This is a genomic window from Microbispora sp. H10830, assembly GCF_014161375.1.
GTDB lineage: Bacteria > Actinomycetota > Actinomycetes > Streptosporangiales > Streptosporangiaceae > Microbispora > Microbispora catharanthi.
The window spans coordinates 77,025-99,594 of record NZ_JABBWX010000013.1 but is presented as its reverse complement, the minus strand read 5'-3'; the positions used below and the strand labels follow the sequence as shown (position 1 = coordinate 99,594).

Sequence of the window (22,570 nt, the reverse complement as noted above, 5' to 3'; positions counted from 1 at the left end):
GTAGGTCAGCGGTCGGTGCCGCGGTCGCGGCGGCGCAGGTAGCGCTCGAACTCCGCCGCGATGGCGTCGCCGCTGGCCTCCGGCAGCTCGGCCGCGTCCTTGCGCTCCTCAAGCTCCCGCACGTATTCGGCCACCTCGCTGTCCTGGGCCGCCAGTTCGTCCACGCCGTGCTCCCAGGCCCGCGCCTCCTCGGCCAGGTCGCCGTACGGCATCGGGATGTCGAGCATGTCCTCGATGCGGCGCAGCAGCGCCAGGGTGGCCTTGGGGTTGGGCGGCTGGGCGACGTAGTGCGGGACCGACGCCCACAGGGACACCGTCCGCAGCCCGGCGGTGCCGAGGGTGTGCTGCAGCACGCCCACGATGCCCGTCGGGCCCTCGTACTTGGTCAGCTCCAGGTTGAGCGCGCGGGCCATGCCGGGGTCGCTGACCGAGCCGGTGATCGGCACCGGCCGGGTGTGCGGCGAGTCGTTGAGCAGCGCGCCGAGCAGGATGCCCAGCTCGATGCCGAGATCGTGGCAGAGCCCGACGATCTCGGCGCAGAACGACCGCCACCGCATGTTGGGCTCGATGCCGCGCAGCAGCACCACGTCGCGCTTGCCGCCCGGCGGGCGGGCCAGCAGCAGCCGGGTCGTCGGCCAGACGATGGAGCGGGTCACGCCGTCGCCGAGCTCGACCACCGGCCGGGTCACCTGGAAGTCGTAGTAGTCCTCGGGGTCCAGCTCGACGAGCGGGGTGGCCTTCCACTCGGACTCGAGGTGCGCGAGCACACCGCTGGACGCCTCGCCGGCGTCGTTCCATCCCTCGAACGCGGCGATCAGCACCGGGTCGACGAGCTCGGGGAGCCCTTCGAACTCGATCACGCGCCGCCTCCTCACTGGCGTTGTGCAGTATGGCTCAGTCCAAGACTATTCGGTGAGGGGCCCCGTACGTCACCTCCGCCGGGCACCGGCCCGTCGCGCTGCGCCGACCTGCGGCGCCGCGCCGGCGGGCGTGGGCCCGCCGTCCCTCACACAACCGGTATTCCCGTTTCGCGCGCGCGGACGATATTCCATCCGGCGGGGCCGATAGGCTTGCCTCCATGACCAGCAGACCGTCGTTCCGAAAAGTGCTGTCCGAGCGAGTTCTGATCGCCGACGGAGCCATGGGGACGATGCTGCAGTCCTACGACCCCACCCTTGACGACTTCCAGGGCCACGAGGGCTGCAACGACGTGCTCAACGTGAGCCGTCCCGACATCGTGCGGGCCGTGCACGACGCGTATCTGGAGGTGGGCGTCGACTGCGTCGAGACCAACACCTTCAACGCCAACCGTGCGGCCCTGGGCGAGTACGGCATCGCGGACCGCATCTTCGAGCTCTCCGAGGCCGGCGCGCGGCTGGCCAGGGAGCGCGCCGACCACTGGTCGACGCCGGACAGGCCCCGGTTCGTCCTCGGCTCGATGGGCCCCGGCACGAAGCTCCCCACGCTCGGCCACCTGCCGTACGAGACGCTGCGCGACGCCTACCGCGACAACGCCGCCGGCCTGATCGCGGGCGGGGCCGACGCCCTGATCATCGAGACCTGCCAGGACCTGCTGCAGGTGCGGGCGGCGGTCGTCGGCGCGAAGCGAGCGGTCGAGGCCGCCGGGCGGGACGTGCCGATCATCACGCAGGTCACCATCGAGACCAACGGCGCGATGCTGCTCGGCTCCGAGATCGGCGCCGCGCTGACCGCGATCGAGCCGCTCGGCGTCGATCTGATCGGCCTCAACTGCGCCACCGGTCCGACCGAGATGAGCGAGCACCTGCGCTACCTGGCCAGGCACTCGCGGATCCCGATCTCCTGCATGCCGAACGCCGGCCTGCCGCAGCTCACGGCCGACGGCGCGTACTACCCGCTGAGCCCGGGGGAGCTGGCGGACGCGCACGAGGCGTTCACCCGCGACTACGGGCTCGCGCTCGTGGGCGGCTGCTGCGGCACCACGCCCGAGCACCTGCGCCAGGTGGTCGAGCGGGTGGGCGGGCGCGCCCGCGGCGAGCGGCGGCCCCGCCCGGAGGCGGGGGCGGCGTCGCTCTACCAGCACGTGCCGTTCCGGCAGGACACCTCCTACCTCGCCATCGGCGAGCGGACCAACGCCAACGGCTCCAAGGCGTTCCGCGAGGCGATGCTGGCCGGCGACTACGAGGAGTGCGTGGAGATCGCCCGGGCGCAGGCCCGCGACGGCGCGCACATGCTCGACCTGTGCGTCGACTACGTCGGCCGCGACGGGGTCGCCGACATGAAGGAGCTGGCGTTCCGGTTCGCCACCGCGTCGACGCTGCCGATCGTGATCGACTCCACCGAGCCCGCCGTGCTGGAGGCCGGGCTGGAGATGCTCGGCGGCCGGGCCGTGGTCAACTCGGTGAACTACGAGGACGGCGACGGCCCGGACTCGCGCTACCAGAAGATCATGCGTCTGGTGAAGGAGCACGGCGCGGCCGTGGTCGCGCTGACCATCGACGAGGAGGGCCAGGCCCGCACCGCCGAGGGGAAGGTGCGCATCGCCACCCGGCTCATCGAGGACCTGGTGAACACCTGGGGCATGCGGGTCGAGGACATCATCGTCGACTGCCTGACGTTCCCGATCGCGACCGGTCAGGAGGAGACCCGGCGCGACGGTATCGAGACGATCGAGGCGATCCGCGAGCTCAAGCGCCGCTACCCGGGCGTGCAGACCACGCTGGGCGTCTCCAACGTGTCGTTCGGCCTCAACCCGGCGGCCCGAATGGTGCTGAACAGCGTCTTCCTCAACGAGTGCGTCAACGCGGGGCTCGACTCCGCGATCGTGCACGCCTCCAAGATCCTGCCGATGAACCGGATCCCGGACGAGCAGCGCCAGGTCGCGCTCGACCTCGTGTACGACCGCAGGCGCGAGGGCTACGACCCGCTGCAGCGGTTCATGGAGCTGTACGAGGGCGTGGACGCGGCGTCCATGAAGGCCGGCAAGGCGGCCGAGCTGGCCGGGCTGCCCCTGTGGGAGCGGCTGAAGCGGCGGATCATCGACGGCGAGCGCAAGGGCCTGGAGGCCGACCTCGACGAGGGCCTGGCGCAGCGGCCCGCCCTGGAGATCATCAACGACGTGCTGCTCGACGGCATGAAGGTCGTCGGCGACCTGTTCGGCTCCGGCGAGATGCAGCTTCCCTTCGTGCTGCAGTCGGCCGAGGTGATGAAGACCGCCGTGGCCTACCTCGAACCGCACATGGAGAAGGTCGAGGGCAGCAGCAAGGGCCGCATCGTGCTGGCCACGGTCAAGGGCGACGTCCACGACATCGGCAAGAACCTCGTGGACATCATCCTGTCCAACAACGGCTACGACGTGGTGAACCTCGGCATCAAGCAGCCGGTGTCGGCGATCCTGGAGGCCGCCGAGGAGCACCGCGCCGACGTGGTCGGCATGTCCGGGCTCCTGGTCAAGTCCACGGTGGTCATGAAGGAGAACCTCGAGGAGATGAACTCCCGGGGCATCGCGGACAGGTATCCCGTGCTGCTCGGCGGCGCCGCCCTGACCAGGGCGTACGTCGAGCAGGATCTGGCCGACCTCTACCGGGGCGAGGTCCGGTACGCGCGTGACGCGTTCGAGGGCCTGCGCCTCATGGACGCCTTCATGGCGGTCAAGCGCGGTGAGGACGGCGCGACGCTGCCGCCGCTGCGCGCGCGGCGGGTGAAGACCGGCGCCGTGCTGAAGCGGACCGCCGAGGAGGACCTGCCGGCCCGCTCCGACGTCGCGGCCGACAACCCGGTGCCCGCCCCGCCGTTCCTCGGCGACCGGATCGTGAAGGGCATCCCGCTGGCCGACTACGCCGCCTTCCTCGACGAGCGGGCGACGTTCATGGGCCAGTGGGGCCTCAAGGCCGCCCGGGGCGGCGAGGGCCCGTCGTACGAGGAACTGGTCGAGACCGAGGGCAGGCCACGGCTGCGGATGTGGCTGGAGCGGCTGCAGACGGAGAACCTGCTGGAGGCGGCGGTCGCCTACGGCTACTTCCGCTGCGTCAGCGAGGGCGACAACCTCATCATCCTGGACGACGACGGGAAGGAGCGGACCCGCTTCACCTTCCCGCGGCAGCGGCGCGACCGGCACCTGTGCCTGGCCGACTTCTTCCGCTCCCGCGAGTCCGGGGAGACCGACGTCGTCGCCTTCCAGGTGGTCACGATGGGCAACCGGATCAGCGAGGCCACGGCCGAGCTTTTCGCCAAGGACGCCTACCGCGAATACCTGGAGCTCCATGGCCTGTCGGTGCAGCTCACCGAGGCGCTGGCCGAATACTGGCACGCGCGGGTGCGGTCGGAGCTCGGCATCGGCGGCGACGAGTCGCTGGCCGACATGCTCAAGGTGAACATCGCCGGCTGCCGCTACTCCTTCGGCTACCCGGCCTGCCCCAACCTGGAGGACCAGGTGCAGGTCGTGGAGCTGCTCGACCCCGCGCGCATCGGCGTGACGCTGTCGGAGGAGTTCCAGCTCCACCCGGAGCAGGCCACCTCCGCCCTGGTCGTCCACCACCCCGAGGCGAAGTACTTCAACGTCTGACCGGCCGCATGGGCGTTCACGTGCGCCCCTTACCATGTTGGTCCCCCCTGATCGGGGGTCTCACCGGGGGAAGGGGCCACGTGGACGCCGTGCTGTTCGACATGGACGGGTTGCTCGTCGACACCGAAGGTGTGTGGTTCGAGGTCGAGACCGAGGTGGTCACCCGCCTCGGCGGGGCCTGGGGCCCCGAGCACCAGGAGCAGCTCGTGGGCGGCTCCTGGGACCGCACCGTCGCGTACATGCTGGAGCTGACGCAGGCCGACGTCGACCCCATGGTCGTGGGGGAGTGGTTGATCGACGGCATGGAGAGCCGGCTGTCGAGAGGCGTCGAGCCCATGCCGGGAGCCCTCGACCTGCTGCGCGGGCTCGGCGACCAGGGCGTGCGCACGGCGCTGGTCACCTCGTCGCTGCGGATCATCGCCGACGCCGTGCTCAAGGCCGTCGGCCGGGAGCACTTCGAGATCGTCGTGACGGCCGACGACGTCACGCGCACCAAGCCGCACCCGGAGCCGTACCTGACCGCGGCCGGCCTGCTGTCGGTGGACCCGGAGCGGTGCGTCGCGCTGGAGGACTCGCCGAACGGCGTCGCCTCGGCGACCGCCGCGGGCTGCCGGGTCGTCGCCGTGCCGGGCGTCCTGCCGATCGCCCAGGCGCCCGGGCGGGTCGTCATGCCCTCGCTGCTCGACGTGGACGTGGACTTCCTGCGGTCGCTCGTCCGGTAGCGCGGGCGCCCGCGTCGTCGCCTTCGGGGTGCCAGGATGGGGGTACGCCGTGGACGAAGGGGACCCGCCATGACATTCAACGACATCGCCTGGCTGCCGCTGTGCGCCGGCCTCACCGCGGTGGGCGTCGGGCTCAGCTACCTGACCTTCCGGCGCAAGGGGGTGACCGCCGGCCTGCGGGCCACCGCATGGTCCCTGCTGCCGCTGGCGGCCTACCTCACCGGCGCGCTGCAGACGCTCTGGAACATCGGCGCGGCGGCGGTGGGTTTCGTGACCGGCCTGGTCCTGTCGCCCGCGGTGTGGGCCGGGGTGGTCCTGGCCGGGCTGTCGGCGTTGCTGTTCGTCGTCTCCGGCACGCTGCGCGGCCGCGCCCTGTCCCGGACCCGTACGGCACGGCCGGAGCCGGGCGCCGCCGCGGCGCCTGAGCGGCCTGCCGCGCCCAAAGCGGCCACGTCTCAAACGGCCGCGTCTAAAACGGCACAGACCGGGAAGACGGCACCACGACAGGTGGAACAGCCCGCAGGGGATGATTTCTCCGACATCGAGGCCATTCTCAAGCGCCGGGGAATCAGCTGATCATCCCACATCGTGGGACCAAGTTACCGGCCAGTGCAATGTTACAGTTCCACGACATAATCGAAACGGGACGCGGACAAACCCTTCAAGATCAACACGAATGAGTTTCGCGTGAATCACAGTTGAGCCACAGGGCGCCTCTGGGGACTGGTCAGCCCAGCTCAGACCATAGATTCTGCCTCCGGGGGTCGCACACCACGCGGCCCCTTCGGACAATGTCGTCTGGGATCCAGGGGGCCTGCACCAAATGGCCGTGCGAGGCAAGGTCGTGAGCGGCCGCCGCTTCTCTGTCGCCGGATCGATCCCGGGCTACCCCGAGCGCGTCACCGCGGGCGCGGTCCGCTCGGGCAGGGCGAAGGAGGATCGATGACCGCGCCGATGGACGTCACCGGTGGGGACGCGCAGGCCACGCCGGAGGCCGTCGTCGACGCGTCGGGCGGTAAGGCGATCCAGGGCCGGTCCCTCGGTCAGATCGCCTGGATGCGGCTCAAGCGCGACAAGGTCGCCCTGGCCGGCGGTCTGATCGTCATCTTCCTGATCCTGGTCGCGGTCTTCGCGCCGGTGATCGCCGGGGCGTTCGGACAGGACCCGACGCAGTTCAACTCCGACCTCATCGACTCCTCCACGATGGCGCCCAAGACGGGCACCGGCATCAGCGCCGACCATCTGTTCGGCATCGAGCCGGTCAACGGCCGCGACATCTTCAGCCGGGTCGTGTACGGCGCCCGGATCTCGCTGCTCATCGCCTTCCTGGCCACGCTGCTCTCGGTGGTCATCGGGACCCTGCTCGGGGTCACCGCCGGATACTTCGGCGGTCTGGTCGACTCGATCATCAGCAAGGCCATGGACGTCTTCCTGGCGTTCCCGATCCTGGTCTTCGCGATCGCGCTGGCGGGCATCGTCCCCGACTCGGCGTTCGGCCTGACGGGCGACACGCTGCGCGTCTCGCTGCTGGTGTTCATCATCGGCTTCTTCAACTGGCCGTACATCGGGCGGATCATCCGGGGACAGACGCTGTCGCTGCGCGAGCGGGAGTTCGTGGACGCGGCGCGCAGCCTCGGGGCGCGCGGGCCGTACATCATCTTCCGCGAGCTGCTGCCGAACCTGGTCGCGCCGATCCTCATCTACGCGACACTGCTGATCCCCACGAACGTCTTGTTCGAGGCGGCGCTGTCGTTCCTCGGCGTCGGCGTGCGCCCGCCCACCCCCACCTGGGGCGGCATGCTGTCGGACGCGGTGCGGTTCTACACGATCCCGCACTTCATGTTCTTCCCCGGCATGGCGATCTTCATCACGGTCCTGGCGTTCAACCTGTTCGGCGACGGCCTGCGGGACGCTCTCGACCCGAAGGCCCGCTAAGCCCCTCCCTTCCCCGTAAAGTCCCCCGGCTCCTATCACCAAGGGGTTTGCAATGCTAAGAAGAAGACTGGGTGTGGCGGCCACCGGCGCCGTGCTCGCCCTCGCCGTGGCCGCATGCGGCGGCGGTTCGGGCAGTAGCACGCCGTCGTCCTCCGGCGGCGCCGCGGCCGGCTCCGAGTCCAAGAGCGAGTTCAACGCCGCCCTGACGGGGGTTGTCAACCCCTCGGACAAGAAGGGCGGCATCCTCAAGTTCGCCAACGGCGGTGACTGGGACTCCCTCGACCCGGGCGACACCTACTACGGCTACTCCTGGAACTTCATCCGCCTGTACGGCCGGTCGCTGCTGATGTTCAAGTCCGCGGTGGGCAAGGAAGGCAACCAGCTCGTCCCCGACCTCGCCGAGGACATGGGCAAGCCGAGCGACGACGCCAAGACCTGGACGTACAAGCTCAAGAAGGGCATCAAGTTCGAGGACGGAACCCCGGTCACGTCCAAGGACGTGAAGTACGCCGTGGAGCGGTCGTTCGACAAGGAGGTGTTCCCCGACGGGTACACCTACTTCAACGACTTCCTCGCCTGGCCGAAGGACTACAAGGGCGCGTACAAGTCCAAGGACGTCAACACCGACAGCGCGATCGAGACGCCCGACGACTCCACGATCGTCTTCCACCTGAAGCAGCCGCTGAGCAACTTCGACTACTTCGCCCAGCTTCCCGCCACGATCCCGGTCCCCAAGGACAAGGACACCGGCGCGAAGTACAAGGAGCACATCATCTCCACCGGGCCGTACAAGTTCGAGAAGAACGAGATCGGCAAGGGCTTCACGCTGGTCCGCAACGACCAGTGGGACCCGGCGACCGACCCCAACCGCAAGGCGCTGCCGGACGGCTACGAGGTCTCCACCAACGTCAACGCCGACGACATCGACAACCGGATCATCGCCGGCGACCTCGACGTCGACGTCGCGGGCATCGGCGTGCAGTCGGCGGCGCTCGGCCGGGTCCTGCCCGACCCCGCGATGAAGGCGAACTCCGACAACCCGACCAGCACCCGCCTCTGGTACACCTCGATCAACGGCAACGTCCCGCCGCTCGACAACATCGAGTGCCGCAAGGCCGTCGAGTACGCCACGGACAAGGTGTCCCTCCAGACCGCCTGGGGCGGCGAGTTCTCCGGCGGCCAGATCGCGACCAGCCTGCTGCCGCCGGCGATCCCCGGCCACGAGGACTTCAACCTCTACCCGCCGGGCGCCGACAACAAGGGCGACCTGACCAAGGCCAAGGAGGCGCTGACCGCCTGCGGCCAGCCCAACGGCTTCGAGACCAACATCTCCTACCGCGCCGAGCGGCCGAAGGAGAAGGCGGCCGCCGAGGCGCTGCAGCAGTCCCTCGGCCGGGTCGGCATCAAGCTCACGCTCAAGCCGTTCCCGCAGGCCGACTACTTCGCGCTGTACGCCGGCAAGCCGGGCTACGCCAAGGACAACAAGATCGGCCTGGCCCAGAACGGCTGGCAGTCCGACTGGCCCGACGGCTTCGGCTTCCTCCAGCAGATCGTCGACAGCCGCGTCATCCGCGACACCGGCGGCTCCTCCAACATCAGCGTCCGCGACCCCGAGGTCGACAAGCTCATCGACCAGGCGATGAAGGAGACCGACACCAACGCCCGCAACGCGATCTGGACCCAGATCGACAAGAAGGTCATGGAGGGCGCCTACATCCTGCCGAACGTGTGGACGAAGACCCTGCTCGTGCGCAGCAAGAACGCGACGAACATCTTCGTCAACGACGCGTACGCCATGTACGACTACCTCGGCATGGGCGTCAAGTAAGCGCCCGCCGAGACCAGACAGATCCGATAGACGCGTGAACGCGGCAAGGGGGCCGGTCCGACCGGGCCGGCCCCCGGAGCCGGGGGGACTGTGGTCACATACATCATCCGGCGCCTGATCTGGGCGGTCGTGATGCTCACCATCGTGAGCATCGCCACGTTCGCCATCTTCTTCCTGGTGCCCCGCCTGGCGGGCGCCACCTCGGAGAGCCTGGCCGCGCGCTACGTGGGGCGCACCGCCTCGGCGGAACAGGTGAAGATCGCGGCTGAGAAGCTCGGCTTCAACGATCCGCTGGTCGTGCAGTACGGGCGGTTCGCCAAGGGCATCGTCGCCGGCGCCGACTACGACTACGGCCCCGGCGTGGAGCACTGCCCCGCGCCCTGCTTCGGCTACTCCTTCCTCACCCGGCTCCCGGTCTGGCCGGACCTGCTCAACCGGCTGCCCGTGACGATCTCGCTGGCCATCGGGGCCGCGGTCATCTGGGTGATAGCCGGTGTGGCGACCGGCGTGCTGTCCGCGCTGAAACGCGGCAGCTTCTTCGACCGGGCCGCGATGAGCGTCGCCCTGGCCGGCGTCTCGCTGCCCATCTTCTTCACCGGCATCGTCTCGCTGGTCGTCTTCAGCTATGGCACTCCGTTCCGCATCACCGCCCCGGGCGGGAGCTTCACGCCGTTCGACGAGAACCCGGTCATGTGGGCCTACAACCTGATCCTGCCGTGGATCACGCTGGCCTTCCTGTACGCCGCCGGGTACGCGCGGCTCACCCGGGCGGGCATGCTGGAGACGATGAACGAGGACTACATCCGCACCGCACGGGCCAAGGGCCTGAACGAGCGGGCGGTCGTGGTCAAGCACGGCCTGCGCGGCGCGCTGACTCCGATTCTCACGATCTTCGGCCTCGACCTCGGCCTGCTGCTCGGCGGCGCCGTGCTCACCGAGAGCACCTACTCGCTGCCCGGCATGGGCAAGTACGCGATCGACGCGATCCTCGCCCAGGACCTGCCCAAGGTCATGGGCGTCGTGCTCGTCGCCGCGTTCTTCGTGGTCTTCGCCAACCTGATCGTCGACCTCCTGTACGCCGTAGTGGACCCGAGGGTGAGGCTGGGATGAGCTTCCTGGAACTAGAGGACCTGCGGATCCACTTCCCGACCGACGACGGCCTGGTCAAGTCCGTCGACGGGCTGTCGTTCACGCTGGAGCGGGGCAAGACGCTCGGCATCGTCGGCGAGTCCGGCTCCGGCAAGAGCGTGACCAGCCTCGGCATCCTCGGCCTCCACAAGGGCGGCCGCGCCCGCATCTCCGGGGAGATCTGGCTCGACGGCGAGGAGCTCGTCGGCGCCGGCCTGGAGCACGTCCGGACGCTGCGCGGCAAGAAGATGGCGATGATCTTCCAGGACCCGCTGTCGGCGATGCACCCGTTCTACACGGTCGGCGACCAGATCATCGAGGCCTACCGCATCCACAACGACGTCAGCAAGAAGGTCGCGCGCAAGCACGCGATCGACATGCTGGGCCGGGTGGGCATCCCGCAGCCGGACCGGCGGGTGGACAGCTATCCGCACGAGTTCTCCGGCGGCATGCGGCAGCGCGCCATGATCGCGATGGCGCTGAGCTGCGACCCCGAGCTGCTGATCGCCGACGAGCCGACGACCGCGCTCGACGTGACCGTGCAGGCGCAGATCCTCGACCTGATGCGCGACCTGCAGCGCGACTTCAACGCCGCGCTGATCATCATCACGCACGACCTCGGCGTCGTCGCCGAGCTGTCCGACGACATCCTCGTGATGTACGGCGGCAAGTGCATCGAGTACGGCACGTCCGAGGACATCTTCGAGCGGCCCGAGCACCCCTACACCTGGGGCCTGCTCGGCTCGATGCCGCGCCTGGACCGCGAACCGACCGAGCGGCTGATGCCGATCAAGGGCTCGCCGCCCTCGCTGATCAACGTGCCGTCCGGCTGCGCCTTCCACCCGCGCTGCGTGTTCGAGGAGCGTACGGGCGGCCGGGCCAAGGCGGAGGTCCCCGAGCTGCTGGAGACCGAGGGCGGCCACCTCGTGCGCTGTCACCTGCCGCGCGAGCGGCGGCGCGCCATCTGGGAGAACGAGATCAAGCCGAACCTGGAGGCTTCGTGAACGAGGAGCCCTTGCTGTCCGTACAGGGGCTGGAAAAGCACTTCCCGGTCACGAAGGGCCTGCTCAAGCGGCAGGTCGGCGCGGTCAGGGCCGTCGACGGCATCAGCTTCGACGTGAAGAAGGGCGAGACCCTCGGCCTGGTCGGCGAATCGGGATGCGGCAAGACCACCACCGGACGCCTCATCACGCGGCTGATCGAGCCGACCGGCGGGAAGATCCTGTTCGAGGGCAACGACATCACGCACATGTCCCAGGGCCGGATGCGTCCGCTCCGCCGGGACGTGCAGATCATCTTCCAGGACCCCTACAGCTCGCTCAACCCCCGGCACACGGTCGGCGCCATCGTGGGCGCGCCGTTCCGGATCCAGGGCATCAAGACCGAGCAGGGCACCAAGAAGGCGGTCCAGGAGATCCTCGAACTGGTCGGCCTCAACCCCGAGCACTACAACCGCTACCCGCACGAGTTCTCCGGCGGCCAGCGGCAGCGCATCGGCATCGCCAGGACGCTCGCGCTCAAGCCCAAGCTGATCATCGCGGACGAGCCGGTGTCGGCCCTCGACGTGTCGATCCAGGCCCAGGTCGTCAACCTGCTCGAGGACCTGCAGAAGGAGCTCGACCTCACCTACGTGGTGATCGCGCACGACCTGTCGGTGGTGCGGCACATCAGCGACCGCGTCGCGGTGATGTACCTCGGCAAGATCGTGGAGATCTCCGACCGCAAGGGCCTGTACGACGCGCCGATGCACCCGTACACCAACGCGCTGCTGTCGGCGGTCCCGATCCCGGACCCGAAGCGGCGCAAGGAACGGGAGCGGATCCGGCTGCAGGGCGACGTGCCCTCCCCGCTCAACCCGCCGCCCGCCTGCCGGTTCCACACCCGCTGCTGGAAGGCGCAGGAGATCTGCAAGCAGGTCGAGCCGCCGCTGGAGACGCTCGCCCCCGGCCACCAGGTGGCCTGCCACTTCCCGGAGAACGCCCCCTCGGGCGGCGCGTCCGCGGCCTCGCCAAAGACTCAGTCCGCGCCCGCGGACTGAGTCTTTCCGCCGGTACGGCCCTCGCTGTCTTCCCCCCAGACGGTCCGCGGGAGCCGTACCGGCGAGGCGTGTTCCGCCACCTCGGCCACGCCCCTGTCACGACGGTATCGGGGCGCGCCCCCGCCCGGCATCGGCCTCCCGTACGGCTCTCGCCCGCGACCGTGGGAGGACCGGGGCCCGCCTCGCTACTCCCGTGGTCGTAGGAGTGTCTGACGAATGCTGCCCGTCGCGAGCGTGGATCCAGGTGGATGCATCGCAAGGCGGAGGAGGAGCCCATAGCGGAGCTATGGGCGACGACGAGAACGCAGCGAGGCGCCGCCTGGGCGACGCGCAGCAGGGCTTGATTTGCCAGACACGACTCTAGGCCGAAGGTCAGGAGAAAGCGCCGGGGACGATCAGGCCGGTCTCGTACGCGAGCACGACCGCCTGGACCCGGTCGCGCAACCCCAGCTTGGTCAGCACGTTGCCCACGTGGGTCTTCACGGTCGTCTCGCTGACCACGAGCTGGGCGGCGATCTCGGCGTTCGACATGCCCTTCGCGATCAGGCGCAGCACCTCGAGCTCGCGCTCGGTGAGCCGGTCGAGGCGCGCGGGGGTGGCCTGCTGGTGGGCGGAGGGCAGCCGGGTGGCGAACTTGTCCAGCAGCCGCCGGGTGACGCTCGGCGCCACGATCGCGTCGCCGGCCGCCACCACGCGGATCGCCTGGATCAGCTCGTCCGGCGGCACGTCCTTCAGGAGGAACCCGCTGGCGCCCGCGCGCAGCGCCTCCACGATGTACTCGTCCAGGTCGAACGTGGTCAGCACGAGCACCTTCGGCACGTGGGCGCTGGGCGCGGCCTCCCGCACGATGCGGCGGGTCGCCTCGATGCCGTCGGTGCCGGGCATGCGGACGTCCATGAGCACCACGTCGGGCAGCAGGGCCCGGGACTGCTCCATGGCCACCGCGCCGTCACCCGCCTCGCCCACGACGGTGACGTCCGGCTCCGCCTCCAGGATGAACCGGAACCCGGTGCGCAGCAGCGGCTGGTCGTCGACCAGCAACACCCGGATCGTCATGATGCGTCCGTCCTGAGAGGGGCGGCGGGCCGCCGGGTGGAGGGGGACACCCTGATCGTCATGGTCTGTCCTTGAAGGGGCTCTGCTTGAGGGGGCTCTACTTGAGGGGGAAGTGTGCGCGGACCTCGAACCCGCCCTTGGCGCGGGGACCGATCCGCAGAACTCCACCATAGAGCGCCACACGCTCGCGGATGCCGACGAGGCCGTGTCCCTTGCCTCCGATCCGCACCGACTCCTCCGCCGCGCCGCGCCCGTCGTCCTCCACGTGGATGCTCAGCTCGTTCGGCTCGTGCCGTACGGTCACCCAGGCGCGGGCGGCGGGCCCGGCGTGCCGCAGGCTGTTGGTCAGCGCCTCCTGCACGAGCCGGTAGGCGGCCAGATCCACCCCTGGCGGCAGGCCGCGCCGTTCGCCCTCGATCCACAGCTGGGTCCGCAGCCCCGCCTCGCGCATCTGCTCCACCAGCGCCGGCAGGTCGTGCATGCCCGGCTGCGGCCCCCGCTCGGCCGGGCCGTCGGTGCGCAGCACGCCGACGATGCTGCGCATCTCCGCCATCGCCGTACGGCCCATCTCCTCGATGGCGGTGAGGGCGTCCCGCGCCACGTCGGGCTTGGTGTCGAGCATCCTGCGCGCGGCGGCGGCCTGGACCGTCATCACGCTGACGTGGTGGGCCACGACGTCGTGCAACTCCCGGGCGATGCGGGAGCGCTCCTCGGCCCGGGCGGCCCTGGTGTCGGCCTCCCGCGCCCGCTCCAGCCGGTCGGCCCGCTGGACCAGCTCCGCGAGGTAGGCGCGGCGCAGCCGCAGCGCCCGGCCGCACACCCAGCACAGCAGCAGGACGGCGGTGACGACGACGTGGTCGGTCCAGGACGGGGTGATGACCCCGGCGACGGCACTGGCGACGTAGGAGGCGAAGGAGACGACGAGGGCGGCCAGGCTCAGCGCCAGCCCCCGGCAGGCGGCCACCGAATAGAGCAGCACGAGCCCGCCGAACTCGCTCAGGCCGGGGTCGTAGTGGAGCGTGTCGAGCGCCGCCTGAGGGACGCAGGTGGCCACCAGCAGCACGAAGGGCCGGCTACGCCGCAGGGCCACGGGCAGCGTGCAGGCCGCCGCCAGGATCAGGTTCAGCGCGTCCGCCGGGCGCGGCGACGCGGAGCGCAGCCAACCGGCCTCCTGCCCGGGGGCGGCCGAGGCGATCCACCACAGGGACGCGATCGTCAGCACCACCGCGAGGATCGAGTCGTAGATCAGGGGATGAGCCCGAAGCCAGGACCGCGTACTGCCGGGGGTGGTGCGCACGTACCAAATCTAGGCGTTCGCCGCCCGCGTCCACCCTGCCCGGGAGGGATATCCCCCCTCCTCCCCACGGAGGAGCCCCGCAGGAGGAGTCCGAGCGAGCCGGATGTGAGCCCCCCGATGAGCGAGCGGGAGACGCGGTCACAGCTCGTCGCTGGCCGACCTTCTGCTCACGCGGGCGGACAGCCCGGGCTCGCGGTCGGGCACGGGCGGCGGGGTGCCACCGAACTCCGGGCACAGCGCCTGGTGGTCGCACCAGTCGCACAGCCGCGAGCGGCGGGCGCGCCACTCGCGGGTGCGCACGGCGCGCTCGATGGCCGCCCAGAGCGCCTCGACCTTGCGCTCGGTCGCCCGTAGGTCCGCCTCGTCGGGGACGTAACGGACGATCTCGCCGTTGCCCAGGTACATGAGCTGGAGCATCCGGGGGACCTGGCCGCTGCGCCGCCACAGCGCCAGCGCGTAGAACTTCATCTGGAACAGCGCCTTGGCCTCCCAGTCGCGACCCGGCGCCGTGCCCGTCTTGTAGTCCACGACCCGCATCTCGCCGGTCGGGGCCACGTCGAGCCTGTCGATGTAGCCGCGCAGCAGCAGCCCGCTGTCGAGCACGACCTCGACGTACATCTCACGCTGGGCGGGCTCCAGCCGCTGCGGGTCCTCCAGCGTGAAGTAACGGTCGACCATGCCACGGGCCTGCGCCAGCCAGGCGTCCCGCTCCCCGTCGTCCTCGAACAGCCCCGCGTAGTCGGGTTCCTCGGCGAGCAGCCGCCGCCACTGGGGCTCCAGCAGATCCTGGGCGGCGGCGACCGTCCGCGCCTCCGCCGGCAGGTCGTACAGCCGTTCCAGCACGGCGTGAACGAGCGTGCCCCTGACCGCGGCGGCCGAGGGCCGCTCGGGGAGCTGGTCGATCACCCTGAACCGGTAGAGGAGGGGGCAGGTCATGAAGTCACCGGCCCGGGAGGGGGAAAGCGCCCCGATGACGGCGCGCTCTTCGGCGAGGGTCATGCCGGAACTGTAGGACACCGGGCCGACAGAACGCTCCCGCCCCTCTCCATGCGCGCCGTGGCGGGCTCAGGCCGAGCCCGACCCCGCGGCGGCGAGCACCGGCACATCACGCCTCACCGGATCGATGGCGGGCAGCCGGACCACGAAGCGCGCGCCGCCGGCGTCGGAGTCCTCGATGTGTATGGTGCCGCCGTGCGCCGAGGCCATCTCCCGGCAGATCGCCAGGCCGAGCCCGACGCCGTGAGGATCGACTCGGAGCGACTTCTCCGACCTGACGAACCGCTCGAAGAGCCGCTCCCGATCGGCGGGCGGCACCCCGTCCCCGTCGTCGTCGACGGCCATCTCGGCGATGTCACGATCACGCCGCACGGTGACGACGATCGATCGCCTGGCGTGCCGCTGGGCGTTGCTCAGCAGGTTGAGCAGGATCCGGCCGAGCTGTGTCGGCACGCCGTTCACGTACACGCCGGGCTGGAGCCGGAGCAGGACGGGGACGGGTCCACTCTGCCGGGAGACGTCCTCCTTCACCACCTCGGAGACGTCGACCGGGCGCGGCCGGGTGGTCGCGATCCCCGCCCGCAGCCGGCACGACGTGAGGAGGTCGTCGACGATGGATTCCAGCCGGTCGATGTCCCGCAAGCCCTCGCGGAGCAGTTCATCCAGCCCGGTCTCCGGAAGGTGAAGCTGCGCCTCCTCGAATCTCACCCGGAGGGCGGTGAGGGGGCCGCGGAGCTCGTGCGAGACGTCGGAGGCGAACCGGGAGCACCGAGCGGCGTGGTCGAGGGTGGCGTTGATGCTCTCGGCCAGCGGGGCCATTCCCGTGTGGTGCTCCGGCTTCTGGATCCGCCCGCTGCCGTCACCGCTGTTGATCTCGTCGAGGCGTCGGCGGAACCGCTCGACGAGGACGGGCTCGGGCCGGACGAGCCGATGCGCCAGCCACCCCACGCGCATGAGCAGCGCCGACGTCAGGGCGCTGGTCATGCTGTCGGACAGGCGCGCGCGCAGGCCCATGTGCGCCCGCCTACCCAGGAGAGCGGGGGAGACCCACGCGGCGCGAAAGTATGTGCGAATCTTTACCCGCGACGCGCGCGAATCCGTACCGGTCGCCGCGCCGGTCCCCCGGCCACCGCCCAGGCCCGCGCGCCGGGACGATCACACGGTGCGCGAGGGGCGGGCGAGCTCTTAGGCTGACCTCACGGCCCGGCGCGTAGCATCGAGGGGCGTGGGAGGGGAAGGCGGCCACATGAGCACACCGGTCAAGGAGTCCACCGGACTTCGGATGGGACGGCCGTTCGGCATCCCGGTTTACGTCTCACCCACCTGGCTCATCGTGGCGGCGTTCATCACGATCAGCTTCCAGCCCCAGTTCGCCGACATGCTGCCGGGTTACAGCGAGGCCGCGGCGTACGCCGTCGCGCTGGCCTTCGCCGTCCTGCTGTACGTCTCCGTCCTGCTGCACGAACTGGCGCACTGCGTCGTGGCCAAGCACTACGGCCTGCCGGTGCGCCGGATCACCCTCTACATGCTCGGTGGCGTCTCGGAGATCGAACGCGAGCCGGAGACGGCGGGCAGGGAGTTCAACGTGGCCTTCGCCGGGCCGCTGCTGTCGCTGGGGCTGGCCGGGATCGGGGCCCTGGCGGAGGCGTTCGTCGTGCCGCCGGGTGGCCTGGCGCAGGTGCTCGTCTGGCAGCTGTGGCTGTCCAACCTGATCGTCGGGCTGTTCAACCTGCTGCCCGGGCTGCCGCTCGACGGCGGGCGGATGCTGCGGGCGGCCGTGTGGAAGATCAGGCGTGACGCGGGCACGGGCACGATGGCCGCCGCGTGGGTCGGCCGTGGCGTCGCGGTCGCGGTGGTCGTGGTGCCGCTCCTCATGAACCTGATGGCCGGGCAGGAGCCCGGCATAGGGAGCATGCTCTGGACGGTGGTGCTGGCGTCGTTCATCTGGCTCGGGGCCTCCCAGTCGCTGCGGGTGGCCCGCGTACGGGCCCGGCTGCCGCAGTTGCGGGCCCGGGTGCTCGCCCGCCGGGCGATCCCGGTCACCGCCGAGGTGCCGCTCTCGGAGGGCTTGCGCCGGGCGCGCGAGGCGGGGGCGGGGGCCATGGTGGTGGTCGACCACGACGGGAGGCCGGTCGGCATCGTCAACGAGGCGGCGGTCAACGCCACTCCCGAGCAGCGCAGGCCGTGGGTGAACGTCGGCGCCCTGTCACGCGCCCTGGAGCCCTCGCTCGTGCTCGGCGCCGACCTGGAGGGGGAGCCCCTGCTGGACGCCATGCGGGACACTCCCGCGCCGGAGTACCTGCTCGTCGAGCGGGGTGGCGAGATCTACGGAGTGCTCGCCACGGCCGACGTCAACCGCATGTTCAGCGGTGTGTGAGCGCGGCGTCGCCGGGACTAAGGTGCTGACCGAGACCGGGGCCGGGCGCCGTCCGGCCGCCCGCCGCGGACTCCGGCAAGCCGGTTCACCACTCTTTTTTGCTACTTTCTGGGGTGATCGATCCGGCACATGGCGTGCCGGCGATGGTGCCGGTCATCCGGTGGCGTTTCCGGAGGGAGAACTTCTGTGACGGAACAGGGCGTGGGGGTGGTCCGCCCGCTGCCGGGGGAGGGCGTGGTCGCCCATCTGAACGGTTTGCTGCTCGTGTGCGCCACCGGCGGCGACCAGCCGGTCGACGACCTGCTGGGCGCGCTGAGCGAGACCGCCACGACGGGCGGGGACGGCCGGGCGCTGGCCCGGCGGGTGGCCCAGGTCCTCGCGCGCGCCATGGACAGGTCGATCGGCGGTGAGCCGGTGGCCTGCGCGGTCGCCGGGCCGGCCGGGGGCGGCGTGGCCGTGCTGGTCAGCGGGGCCGCGTACGCGACCGTGTCGGGTGGCCCCGACGGCGAGGTCCGCCTCGCCGGGCACGACGCGCTGACCTGGACCGACCGTCTCGTCAACGGCCCGGTGTCCCGGGTCGAGTTGCGCCTGCCCGGAGCGGGCCCGTCGAGCCCGTACGCGAGGCTGGACGGCGGTGTGGTCACCGGGGCCGGGCTGGAGTGCGACCTCACCCGGCACGGCGACCTCGCCTTCCCGCCGCTGCCTCCGCGCCCACCCCAGCCGCAGCAGCAGGGTCAGCAGCAGGGCGTGCAGCCCCCGCCCATCGGTGCTCCTGAGCCGATCGCCCCGCGCGGGCCCGTAGTGCCGTCGCCCGTGCCGCCGCCGCCCGTGTCGCCGTTCCCGTCCGGCCCCATGCCGGGCGGCGGGCCGTCGGCCGAGCAGGCGGCGCCGTCCCCGGGGTCCTCCCAGCCGCTGGCGCCGCCGCCCGTCCAGCCGCCGTCCCACGTCTCCCAGCCGCTGCCGCCGCTGCCGCCCGCCTTCTCCGACCCGAATCCGCTGCACCACTCGGGGCCGCAGCCGTTGCCCCCGCTGCCCGAGCCCGCCGAGGATGGGGGCGCTGCGCACGACCTGAACCCCCCGCACGACCTGGGCGGGCCGCATGATCTGGGCGGGCCGGACGGCTCGCCGAGCGGGCCGTTCGAGCCGGTGCCGCACGCACCCGCCGACGAGGAGCCGGGCGAGGCGACCCAGATGGACGCGGCGCCCGAGCTGGAGCAGCGGCCGATGGTCTACGGCGTCGACTGCAAGAACGACCACTTCAACGACCCGCGCGCGCCCTACTGCGCGGTCTGCGGCATCCCCATCGACCAGCGGGCGGTGGTGCCGTACAAGGGTCCACGGCCGCTGCTCGGCGTGCTGCTGCTCGACGACGGCATGACGCTGCCGCTGGAGGCCGACTACCTGCTGGGCCGCGACCCCGAGCGCGCGCCCGAGGTGCAGTCGGGCGAGGCCAGGCCGGCCAGGGTCACCAGCCCCGACGGCTCGGTGTCGCGCCGCCACCTGCGGGTCTTCCTGGACAACTGGGACGTCAACCTGCTCGATCTGGGCTCGGTGAACGGCACCCAGATCCAGCCGCCCGGCGACCCCAACTTCTACGACATCCCGCCGAACGAGCCGGTGCCGATCCTGCCCGGCACGACCGTGCGTGTCGGCGTCTCGCGCACGATGCGGTACGAGCCCCACCGCAACGCCTGACGATCCCGAGGCCGCCGGGGCCACCGGCTCCGGCGGCCGGATCAGGGGCGTAGCCGGTCGATCTCGCTCAGGATCAGCCGTTCCAGCCGGTCGCCTGTGACGTGCGCGGGATACAGCAGCCGGTGCACGCTCAGCCCGTCCACGAGCGCAAGCAGCCGTTCCGCCACGTCCTCCAGGTCCTCGTCCGTACGGATCTCATCGGCCTCGGCGGCGGACCTGAGCAGGCTCGTCACCAGATAGCGGAGCTCGGCGGCCTCCCGCCGCTGGACCTCCAGCAGCGCGGGGCTGGTCAGGCTGCGGCCCCAGAAGCCCACCTCCAGCCCGGTCTCCCCGGCCCGCTCCTCGTCGAGGGGCACGTTGTCGAGCAGCAGTTCGCGCAGCGCCGCCAGGCCGGTGCGGCCCGACAGCTTCTCCCGCAGCCGGTCGGCGATCCGGCGATGGGACGCCTCCAGGGCCGACAGCAGGATCTCGTCCTTGTCGGCGAAGTAGTGCGTGAGCACCCCGTTGGAGTAGCCGGCCTCCTTGGCGATGGCCCGCGTCGTCGCGGCCTCGATGCCCTCGCGCAGGATGATCCGGCGGGCCGCCGCGACGACCTCACCCCTGCGCTCCTCGTGATTGACGATCTTCGGCATGGTCCACCACCTCGGTTGACATTTTAGTCGGGCGCCCGTCTATTATCCGCTCATGACGGTAGTGACGGTCGGCGTGCATATCGTCGACGTCCTGGCCCGCCCGGTCGAGTCCATCCCGGCCGGTCAGGACACCCACCTGCTGGAGCAGATCCGCATCACCGCGGCCGGTGCGGCCGCGGGCACGGCCGTGGCCCTGGCGAAGATCGGCGTGCCGGTCGCCTCGATGGGCGCCGTCGGCGACGACGAGCTCGGCGACTTCCTCCTGATGATCATGGCGCGACGCGGCGTCGACGTGAGCGGCGTGGTGCGCAGGGCGGGGGAGCAGACGGCGGCCTCGATCCTGCCCATCCGCCCCGACGGCGGACGGCCGTCGTTCCACGTGCCCGGGGCCAACCTGGGCCTGGCGACCGCCGACCTCGACGCGGACCGTCTCACCGGCGCGCAGGTGGTGCACCTCGGCGGCATGGACGTCACCTGGGGCCTGCACGACCCCGCGTTCTTCGCGCTGCTCGACAAGGCTCGCGAGGGCGGCACGGCCGTCACGCTGGACCTGCTGTCGAACATGCCCGACCTCATGCCCGGCGTCCGTGCGTTCCTGCCCCACGTCGACTACCTCCTGCCGAACGAGGAGCAGGCGCTCATGCTCAGCGGGGCGTCGACGCCGGAGGAGGCCGCGACCGCGCTGCTCGCCGAGGGCCCCAAGGGCGTGATCGTCACTCTCGGGGCCGCCGGCAGCCTCGTGGCCACCGCCGCGGGGCTCACCCGTGTGCCCGCCCTGGACGTGCCGGTGGTCGACACCACGGGCTGCGGCGACGCGTACTGCGCCGGATTCGCCGCGGGACTGCTGCGCGGCCGGGACGTCCTCGGCGCCGCCCGCCTCGGCACGGCCGTCGCCGCGCGGGTCGCGGGCGGGCTCGGCTCCGACGCCGGGCTGGACGGCTTCGTGGCTGACGACCCCGGCCCGGACGCCTGATCCCCGGTTCCCCACCTCCCGATTCCTCCGATCCCAGGAGTGCCGCCCATGTCCCTCGACGCCTCCCTGCGGGCCCGTGCCGCGAAGGTCATCCCCGGTGGCATGTACGGCCACCTCAACGCGGCCCTGCACGGGGACCGCTACCCCCAGTTCTTCGTCCGGGCCGAGGGCGCCCGGCAGTGGGACGCCGACGGCCGTGAGTACGTCGACCTGATGTGCAGCTGGGGACCGATGATCGTCGGCCACCGCAACCCGCGGGTGGAGGCCGCCGCCGCGGCGCAGCAGGCGGAGGGCGACTGCCTGAACGGCCCCGGCCCGGTCATGGTGGAGCTCGCCGAGCTGCTGGTGGACCTCATCCCCTCCGCCGACTGGGCCATGTTCTCCAAGAACGGCACCGACGCCACCACCCAGGCCCTGATGGTGGCCAGGGCGGCGACGGGCAGGACCAAGGCGCTGGTCGCCCACGGCGCCTACCACGGCGCCGACCCCTGGTGCACGCCCGGTCTGTCGGGGGTCACCCCCAACCAGCGGGCGGACACGATCGAGTTCACCTACAACGACCTCGCCGGCGCCGAGGCCGCCGCGGCCCAGGCGGACGGCGACGTCGCCGCCATCCTGGTCACCCCGTTCAAGCACGACTCGTTCGAGGACCAGGAGCACGCCGACGCGGAGTTCGCCCGGGGCGTGCGGGCGCTGGCCGACCGGATCGGCGCGGCGCTGGTCATCGACGACGTACGCGCCGGGTGGCGGCTGGACCTGCGCGGCTCGTGGGAGCCGCTCGGCGTGCGTCCCGACCTGACGGCCTGGAGCAAGGCGATGGCCAACGGCTTCCCCATCGCGGCGCTCACCGGGACCGACGCGCTGCGCGGGGCGGCCCAGACGCTGTACTCGACCGGCTCCTTCTGGTTCTCGGCCACGGCCATGGCCGCCGCCAAGGCGACGATCGAGATCCTGCGCGAGACCGACGGCGTCGCGCTCATGCACCGGGCCGGGACCCGGCTGCGCGAGGGGCTCGCCGCCCAGGCGGCCGCGCACGGCTTCGTGGTCCGCCAGACCGGCCCGGTGCAGGTGCCGTGGCTGTCCTTCGAGGGCGACGCCACCCTGGAGAAGGGCATCGCCTGGGCCGGAGCCTGCCTGGAGGAGGGGGTCTATCTCCATCCCTGGCACAACTGGTTCCTGTCGGCCGCGCACACCGACGAGGAGATCGACCGGGCCCTCCAGGGCACCGACGCCGCCTTCGCCAAGCTGAGGGCCGCGTACGGAGCCGACTGAGGGACCGGCCTGCACCGGCGTGGCCGGGACGCCCGACGGGCGTGCCGTGCCGCGGACGCCCCCGCGCTCGGGCGCCGG

18 protein-coding genes are annotated in these 22,570 nt (G+C 71.2%); 12 read left to right on the top strand and 6 right to left on the bottom strand.

Going from position 1 to position 22,570, the window contains the following annotated elements:
* Positions 1 to 5: 5 nt before the first annotated feature.
* Positions 6 to 860, bottom strand: a complete 855-nt coding sequence (locus tag HHX35_RS29700; RefSeq protein ID WP_182901978.1) for a PAC2 family protein — start codon at positions 858 to 860, stop codon at positions 6 to 8.
* A gap of 218 nt (positions 861 to 1,078) precedes the next feature.
* Here HHX35_RS29700 and metH point away from each other — a divergent pair, with 218 nt between their 5' ends.
* From metH to HHX35_RS29660, 8 genes are all read left to right on the top strand, one after another.
* Complete coding sequence (metH, locus tag HHX35_RS29695) at positions 1,079 to 4,543, top strand: methionine synthase (RefSeq protein ID WP_182901977.1); 3,465 nt, start codon at positions 1,079 to 1,081, stop codon at positions 4,541 to 4,543.
* A gap of 80 nt (positions 4,544 to 4,623) precedes the next feature.
* Positions 4,624 to 5,265: an HAD family phosphatase gene (locus HHX35_RS29690; protein WP_139573004.1), complete on the top strand. Its 642-nt coding sequence runs from the start codon at positions 4,624 to 4,626 to the stop codon at positions 5,263 to 5,265.
* A 69-nt stretch (positions 5,266 to 5,334) separates the two neighbouring features.
* Positions 5,335 to 5,841, top strand: a complete 507-nt coding sequence (locus HHX35_RS29685; RefSeq protein ID WP_182901975.1) for a cellulose synthase — start codon at positions 5,335 to 5,337, stop codon at positions 5,839 to 5,841.
* A 366-nt stretch (positions 5,842 to 6,207) separates the two neighbouring features.
* Complete coding sequence (locus tag HHX35_RS29680) at positions 6,208 to 7,200, top strand: ABC transporter permease (protein WP_182901974.1); 993 nt, start codon at positions 6,208 to 6,210, stop codon at positions 7,198 to 7,200.
* Between the two features lie 52 nt (positions 7,201 to 7,252).
* On the top strand, positions 7,253 to 9,028 hold the full coding sequence (locus HHX35_RS29675) for an ABC transporter substrate-binding protein (RefSeq protein ID WP_182901973.1): 1,776 nt from the start codon (positions 7,253 to 7,255) through the stop codon (positions 9,026 to 9,028).
* 90 nt (positions 9,029 to 9,118) lie between these two features.
* On the top strand, positions 9,119 to 10,138 hold the full coding sequence (locus HHX35_RS29670) for an ABC transporter permease (RefSeq protein ID WP_182901972.1): 1,020 nt from the start codon (positions 9,119 to 9,121) through the stop codon (positions 10,136 to 10,138).
* Positions 10,135 to 11,160 carry an ABC transporter ATP-binding protein gene (locus HHX35_RS29665; protein WP_182901971.1) on the top strand — a complete coding sequence of 342 codons (1,026 nt, stop codon included), beginning with the start codon at positions 10,135 to 10,137 and terminating at the stop codon, positions 11,158 to 11,160. The genes HHX35_RS29670 and HHX35_RS29665 overlap by 4 nt, the downstream gene beginning before the upstream one ends.
* Complete coding sequence (locus HHX35_RS29660) at positions 11,157 to 12,194, top strand: ABC transporter ATP-binding protein (RefSeq protein WP_182901970.1); 1,038 nt, start codon at positions 11,157 to 11,159, stop codon at positions 12,192 to 12,194. The genes HHX35_RS29665 and HHX35_RS29660 overlap by 4 nt, the downstream gene beginning before the upstream one ends.
* 372 nt (positions 12,195 to 12,566) lie before the next feature.
* Here HHX35_RS29660 and HHX35_RS29655 read toward each other — a convergent pair whose 3' ends face one another.
* From HHX35_RS29655 to HHX35_RS29640, 4 genes are all read right to left on the bottom strand, one after another.
* Positions 12,567 to 13,250 (bottom strand): response regulator transcription factor, encoded by a 684-nt coding sequence (locus HHX35_RS29655; RefSeq protein WP_182901969.1) that lies wholly within the window; start codon positions 13,248 to 13,250, stop codon positions 12,567 to 12,569.
* A gap of 97 nt (positions 13,251 to 13,347) precedes the next feature.
* Positions 13,348 to 14,547 (bottom strand): sensor histidine kinase, encoded by a 1,200-nt coding sequence (locus HHX35_RS29650; protein ID WP_182901968.1) that lies wholly within the window; start codon positions 14,545 to 14,547, stop codon positions 13,348 to 13,350.
* Between the two features lie 138 nt (positions 14,548 to 14,685).
* Positions 14,686 to 15,546, bottom strand: a complete 861-nt coding sequence (locus HHX35_RS29645; RefSeq protein ID WP_139572996.1) for a PD-(D/E)XK nuclease family protein — start codon at positions 15,544 to 15,546, stop codon at positions 14,686 to 14,688.
* Between the two features lie 66 nt (positions 15,547 to 15,612).
* Positions 15,613 to 16,557 (bottom strand): sensor histidine kinase KdpD, encoded by a 945-nt coding sequence (locus HHX35_RS29640; protein WP_182901967.1) that lies wholly within the window; start codon positions 16,555 to 16,557, stop codon positions 15,613 to 15,615.
* Between the two features lie 232 nt (positions 16,558 to 16,789).
* On the opposite strand from HHX35_RS29640, the gene HHX35_RS29635 reads away from it, so the two are divergent.
* Both HHX35_RS29635 and HHX35_RS29630 read left to right on the top strand, forming a co-directional pair.
* Positions 16,790 to 17,920, top strand: a complete 1,131-nt coding sequence (locus HHX35_RS29635; protein ID WP_182901966.1) for a site-2 protease family protein — start codon at positions 16,790 to 16,792, stop codon at positions 17,918 to 17,920.
* A 186-nt stretch (positions 17,921 to 18,106) separates the two neighbouring features.
* Positions 18,107 to 19,615 carry an FHA domain-containing protein gene (locus tag HHX35_RS29630; RefSeq protein WP_182901965.1) on the top strand — a complete coding sequence of 503 codons (1,509 nt, stop codon included), beginning with the start codon at positions 18,107 to 18,109 and terminating at the stop codon, positions 19,613 to 19,615.
* A gap of 41 nt (positions 19,616 to 19,656) precedes the next feature.
* On the opposite strand, the gene HHX35_RS29625 is transcribed toward HHX35_RS29630, so the two are convergent.
* Positions 19,657 to 20,247 (bottom strand): TetR/AcrR family transcriptional regulator, encoded by a 591-nt coding sequence (locus tag HHX35_RS29625; RefSeq protein ID WP_182901964.1) that lies wholly within the window; start codon positions 20,245 to 20,247, stop codon positions 19,657 to 19,659.
* 52 nt (positions 20,248 to 20,299) lie between these two features.
* Between HHX35_RS29625 and HHX35_RS29620 the strand changes: the two genes are divergently transcribed.
* The gene (locus HHX35_RS29620) at positions 20,300 to 21,220 is read left to right on the top strand and encodes a carbohydrate kinase family protein (RefSeq protein ID WP_139572991.1); all 921 of its coding nucleotides are present in this window, start codon (positions 20,300 to 20,302) and stop codon (positions 21,218 to 21,220) included.
* A gap of 48 nt (positions 21,221 to 21,268) precedes the next feature.
* On the top strand, positions 21,269 to 22,492 hold the full coding sequence (locus tag HHX35_RS29615; protein WP_182901963.1) for an aminotransferase class III-fold pyridoxal phosphate-dependent enzyme: 1,224 nt from the start codon (positions 21,269 to 21,271) through the stop codon (positions 22,490 to 22,492).
* Positions 22,493 to 22,570: the final 78 nt, after the last annotated feature.

Coding starts and splice junctions, on each gene's coding strand:
- metH (WP_182901977.1), top strand. CDS start 1,079: ATGACCAGCAGACCGTCGTTCCGAAAAGTGCTGTCCGAGCGAGTTCTG.
- HHX35_RS29685 (WP_182901975.1), top strand. CDS start 5,335: ATGACATTCAACGACATCGCCTGGCTGCCGCTGTGCGCCGGCCTCACC.
- HHX35_RS29680 (WP_182901974.1), top strand. CDS start 6,208: ATGACCGCGCCGATGGACGTCACCGGTGGGGACGCGCAGGCCACGCCG.
- HHX35_RS29675 (WP_182901973.1), top strand. CDS start 7,253: ATGCTAAGAAGAAGACTGGGTGTGGCGGCCACCGGCGCCGTGCTCGCC.
- HHX35_RS29665 (WP_182901971.1), top strand. CDS start 10,135: ATGAGCTTCCTGGAACTAGAGGACCTGCGGATCCACTTCCCGACCGAC.
- HHX35_RS29655 (WP_182901969.1), bottom strand. CDS start 13,250: ATGACGATCCGGGTGTTGCTGGTCGACGACCAGCCGCTGCTGCGCACC.
- HHX35_RS29645 (WP_139572996.1), bottom strand. CDS start 15,546: ATGACCCTCGCCGAAGAGCGCGCCGTCATCGGGGCGCTTTCCCCCTCC.
- HHX35_RS29640 (WP_182901967.1), bottom strand. CDS start 16,557: ATGGGCCTGCGCGCGCGCCTGTCCGACAGCATGACCAGCGCCCTGACG.
- HHX35_RS29635 (WP_182901966.1), top strand. CDS start 16,790: ATGAGCACACCGGTCAAGGAGTCCACCGGACTTCGGATGGGACGGCCG.
- HHX35_RS29625 (WP_182901964.1), bottom strand. CDS start 20,247: ATGCCGAAGATCGTCAATCACGAGGAGCGCAGGGGTGAGGTCGTCGCG.
- HHX35_RS29620 (WP_139572991.1), top strand. CDS start 20,300: ATGACGGTAGTGACGGTCGGCGTGCATATCGTCGACGTCCTGGCCCGC.
- HHX35_RS29615 (WP_182901963.1), top strand. CDS start 21,269: ATGTCCCTCGACGCCTCCCTGCGGGCCCGTGCCGCGAAGGTCATCCCC.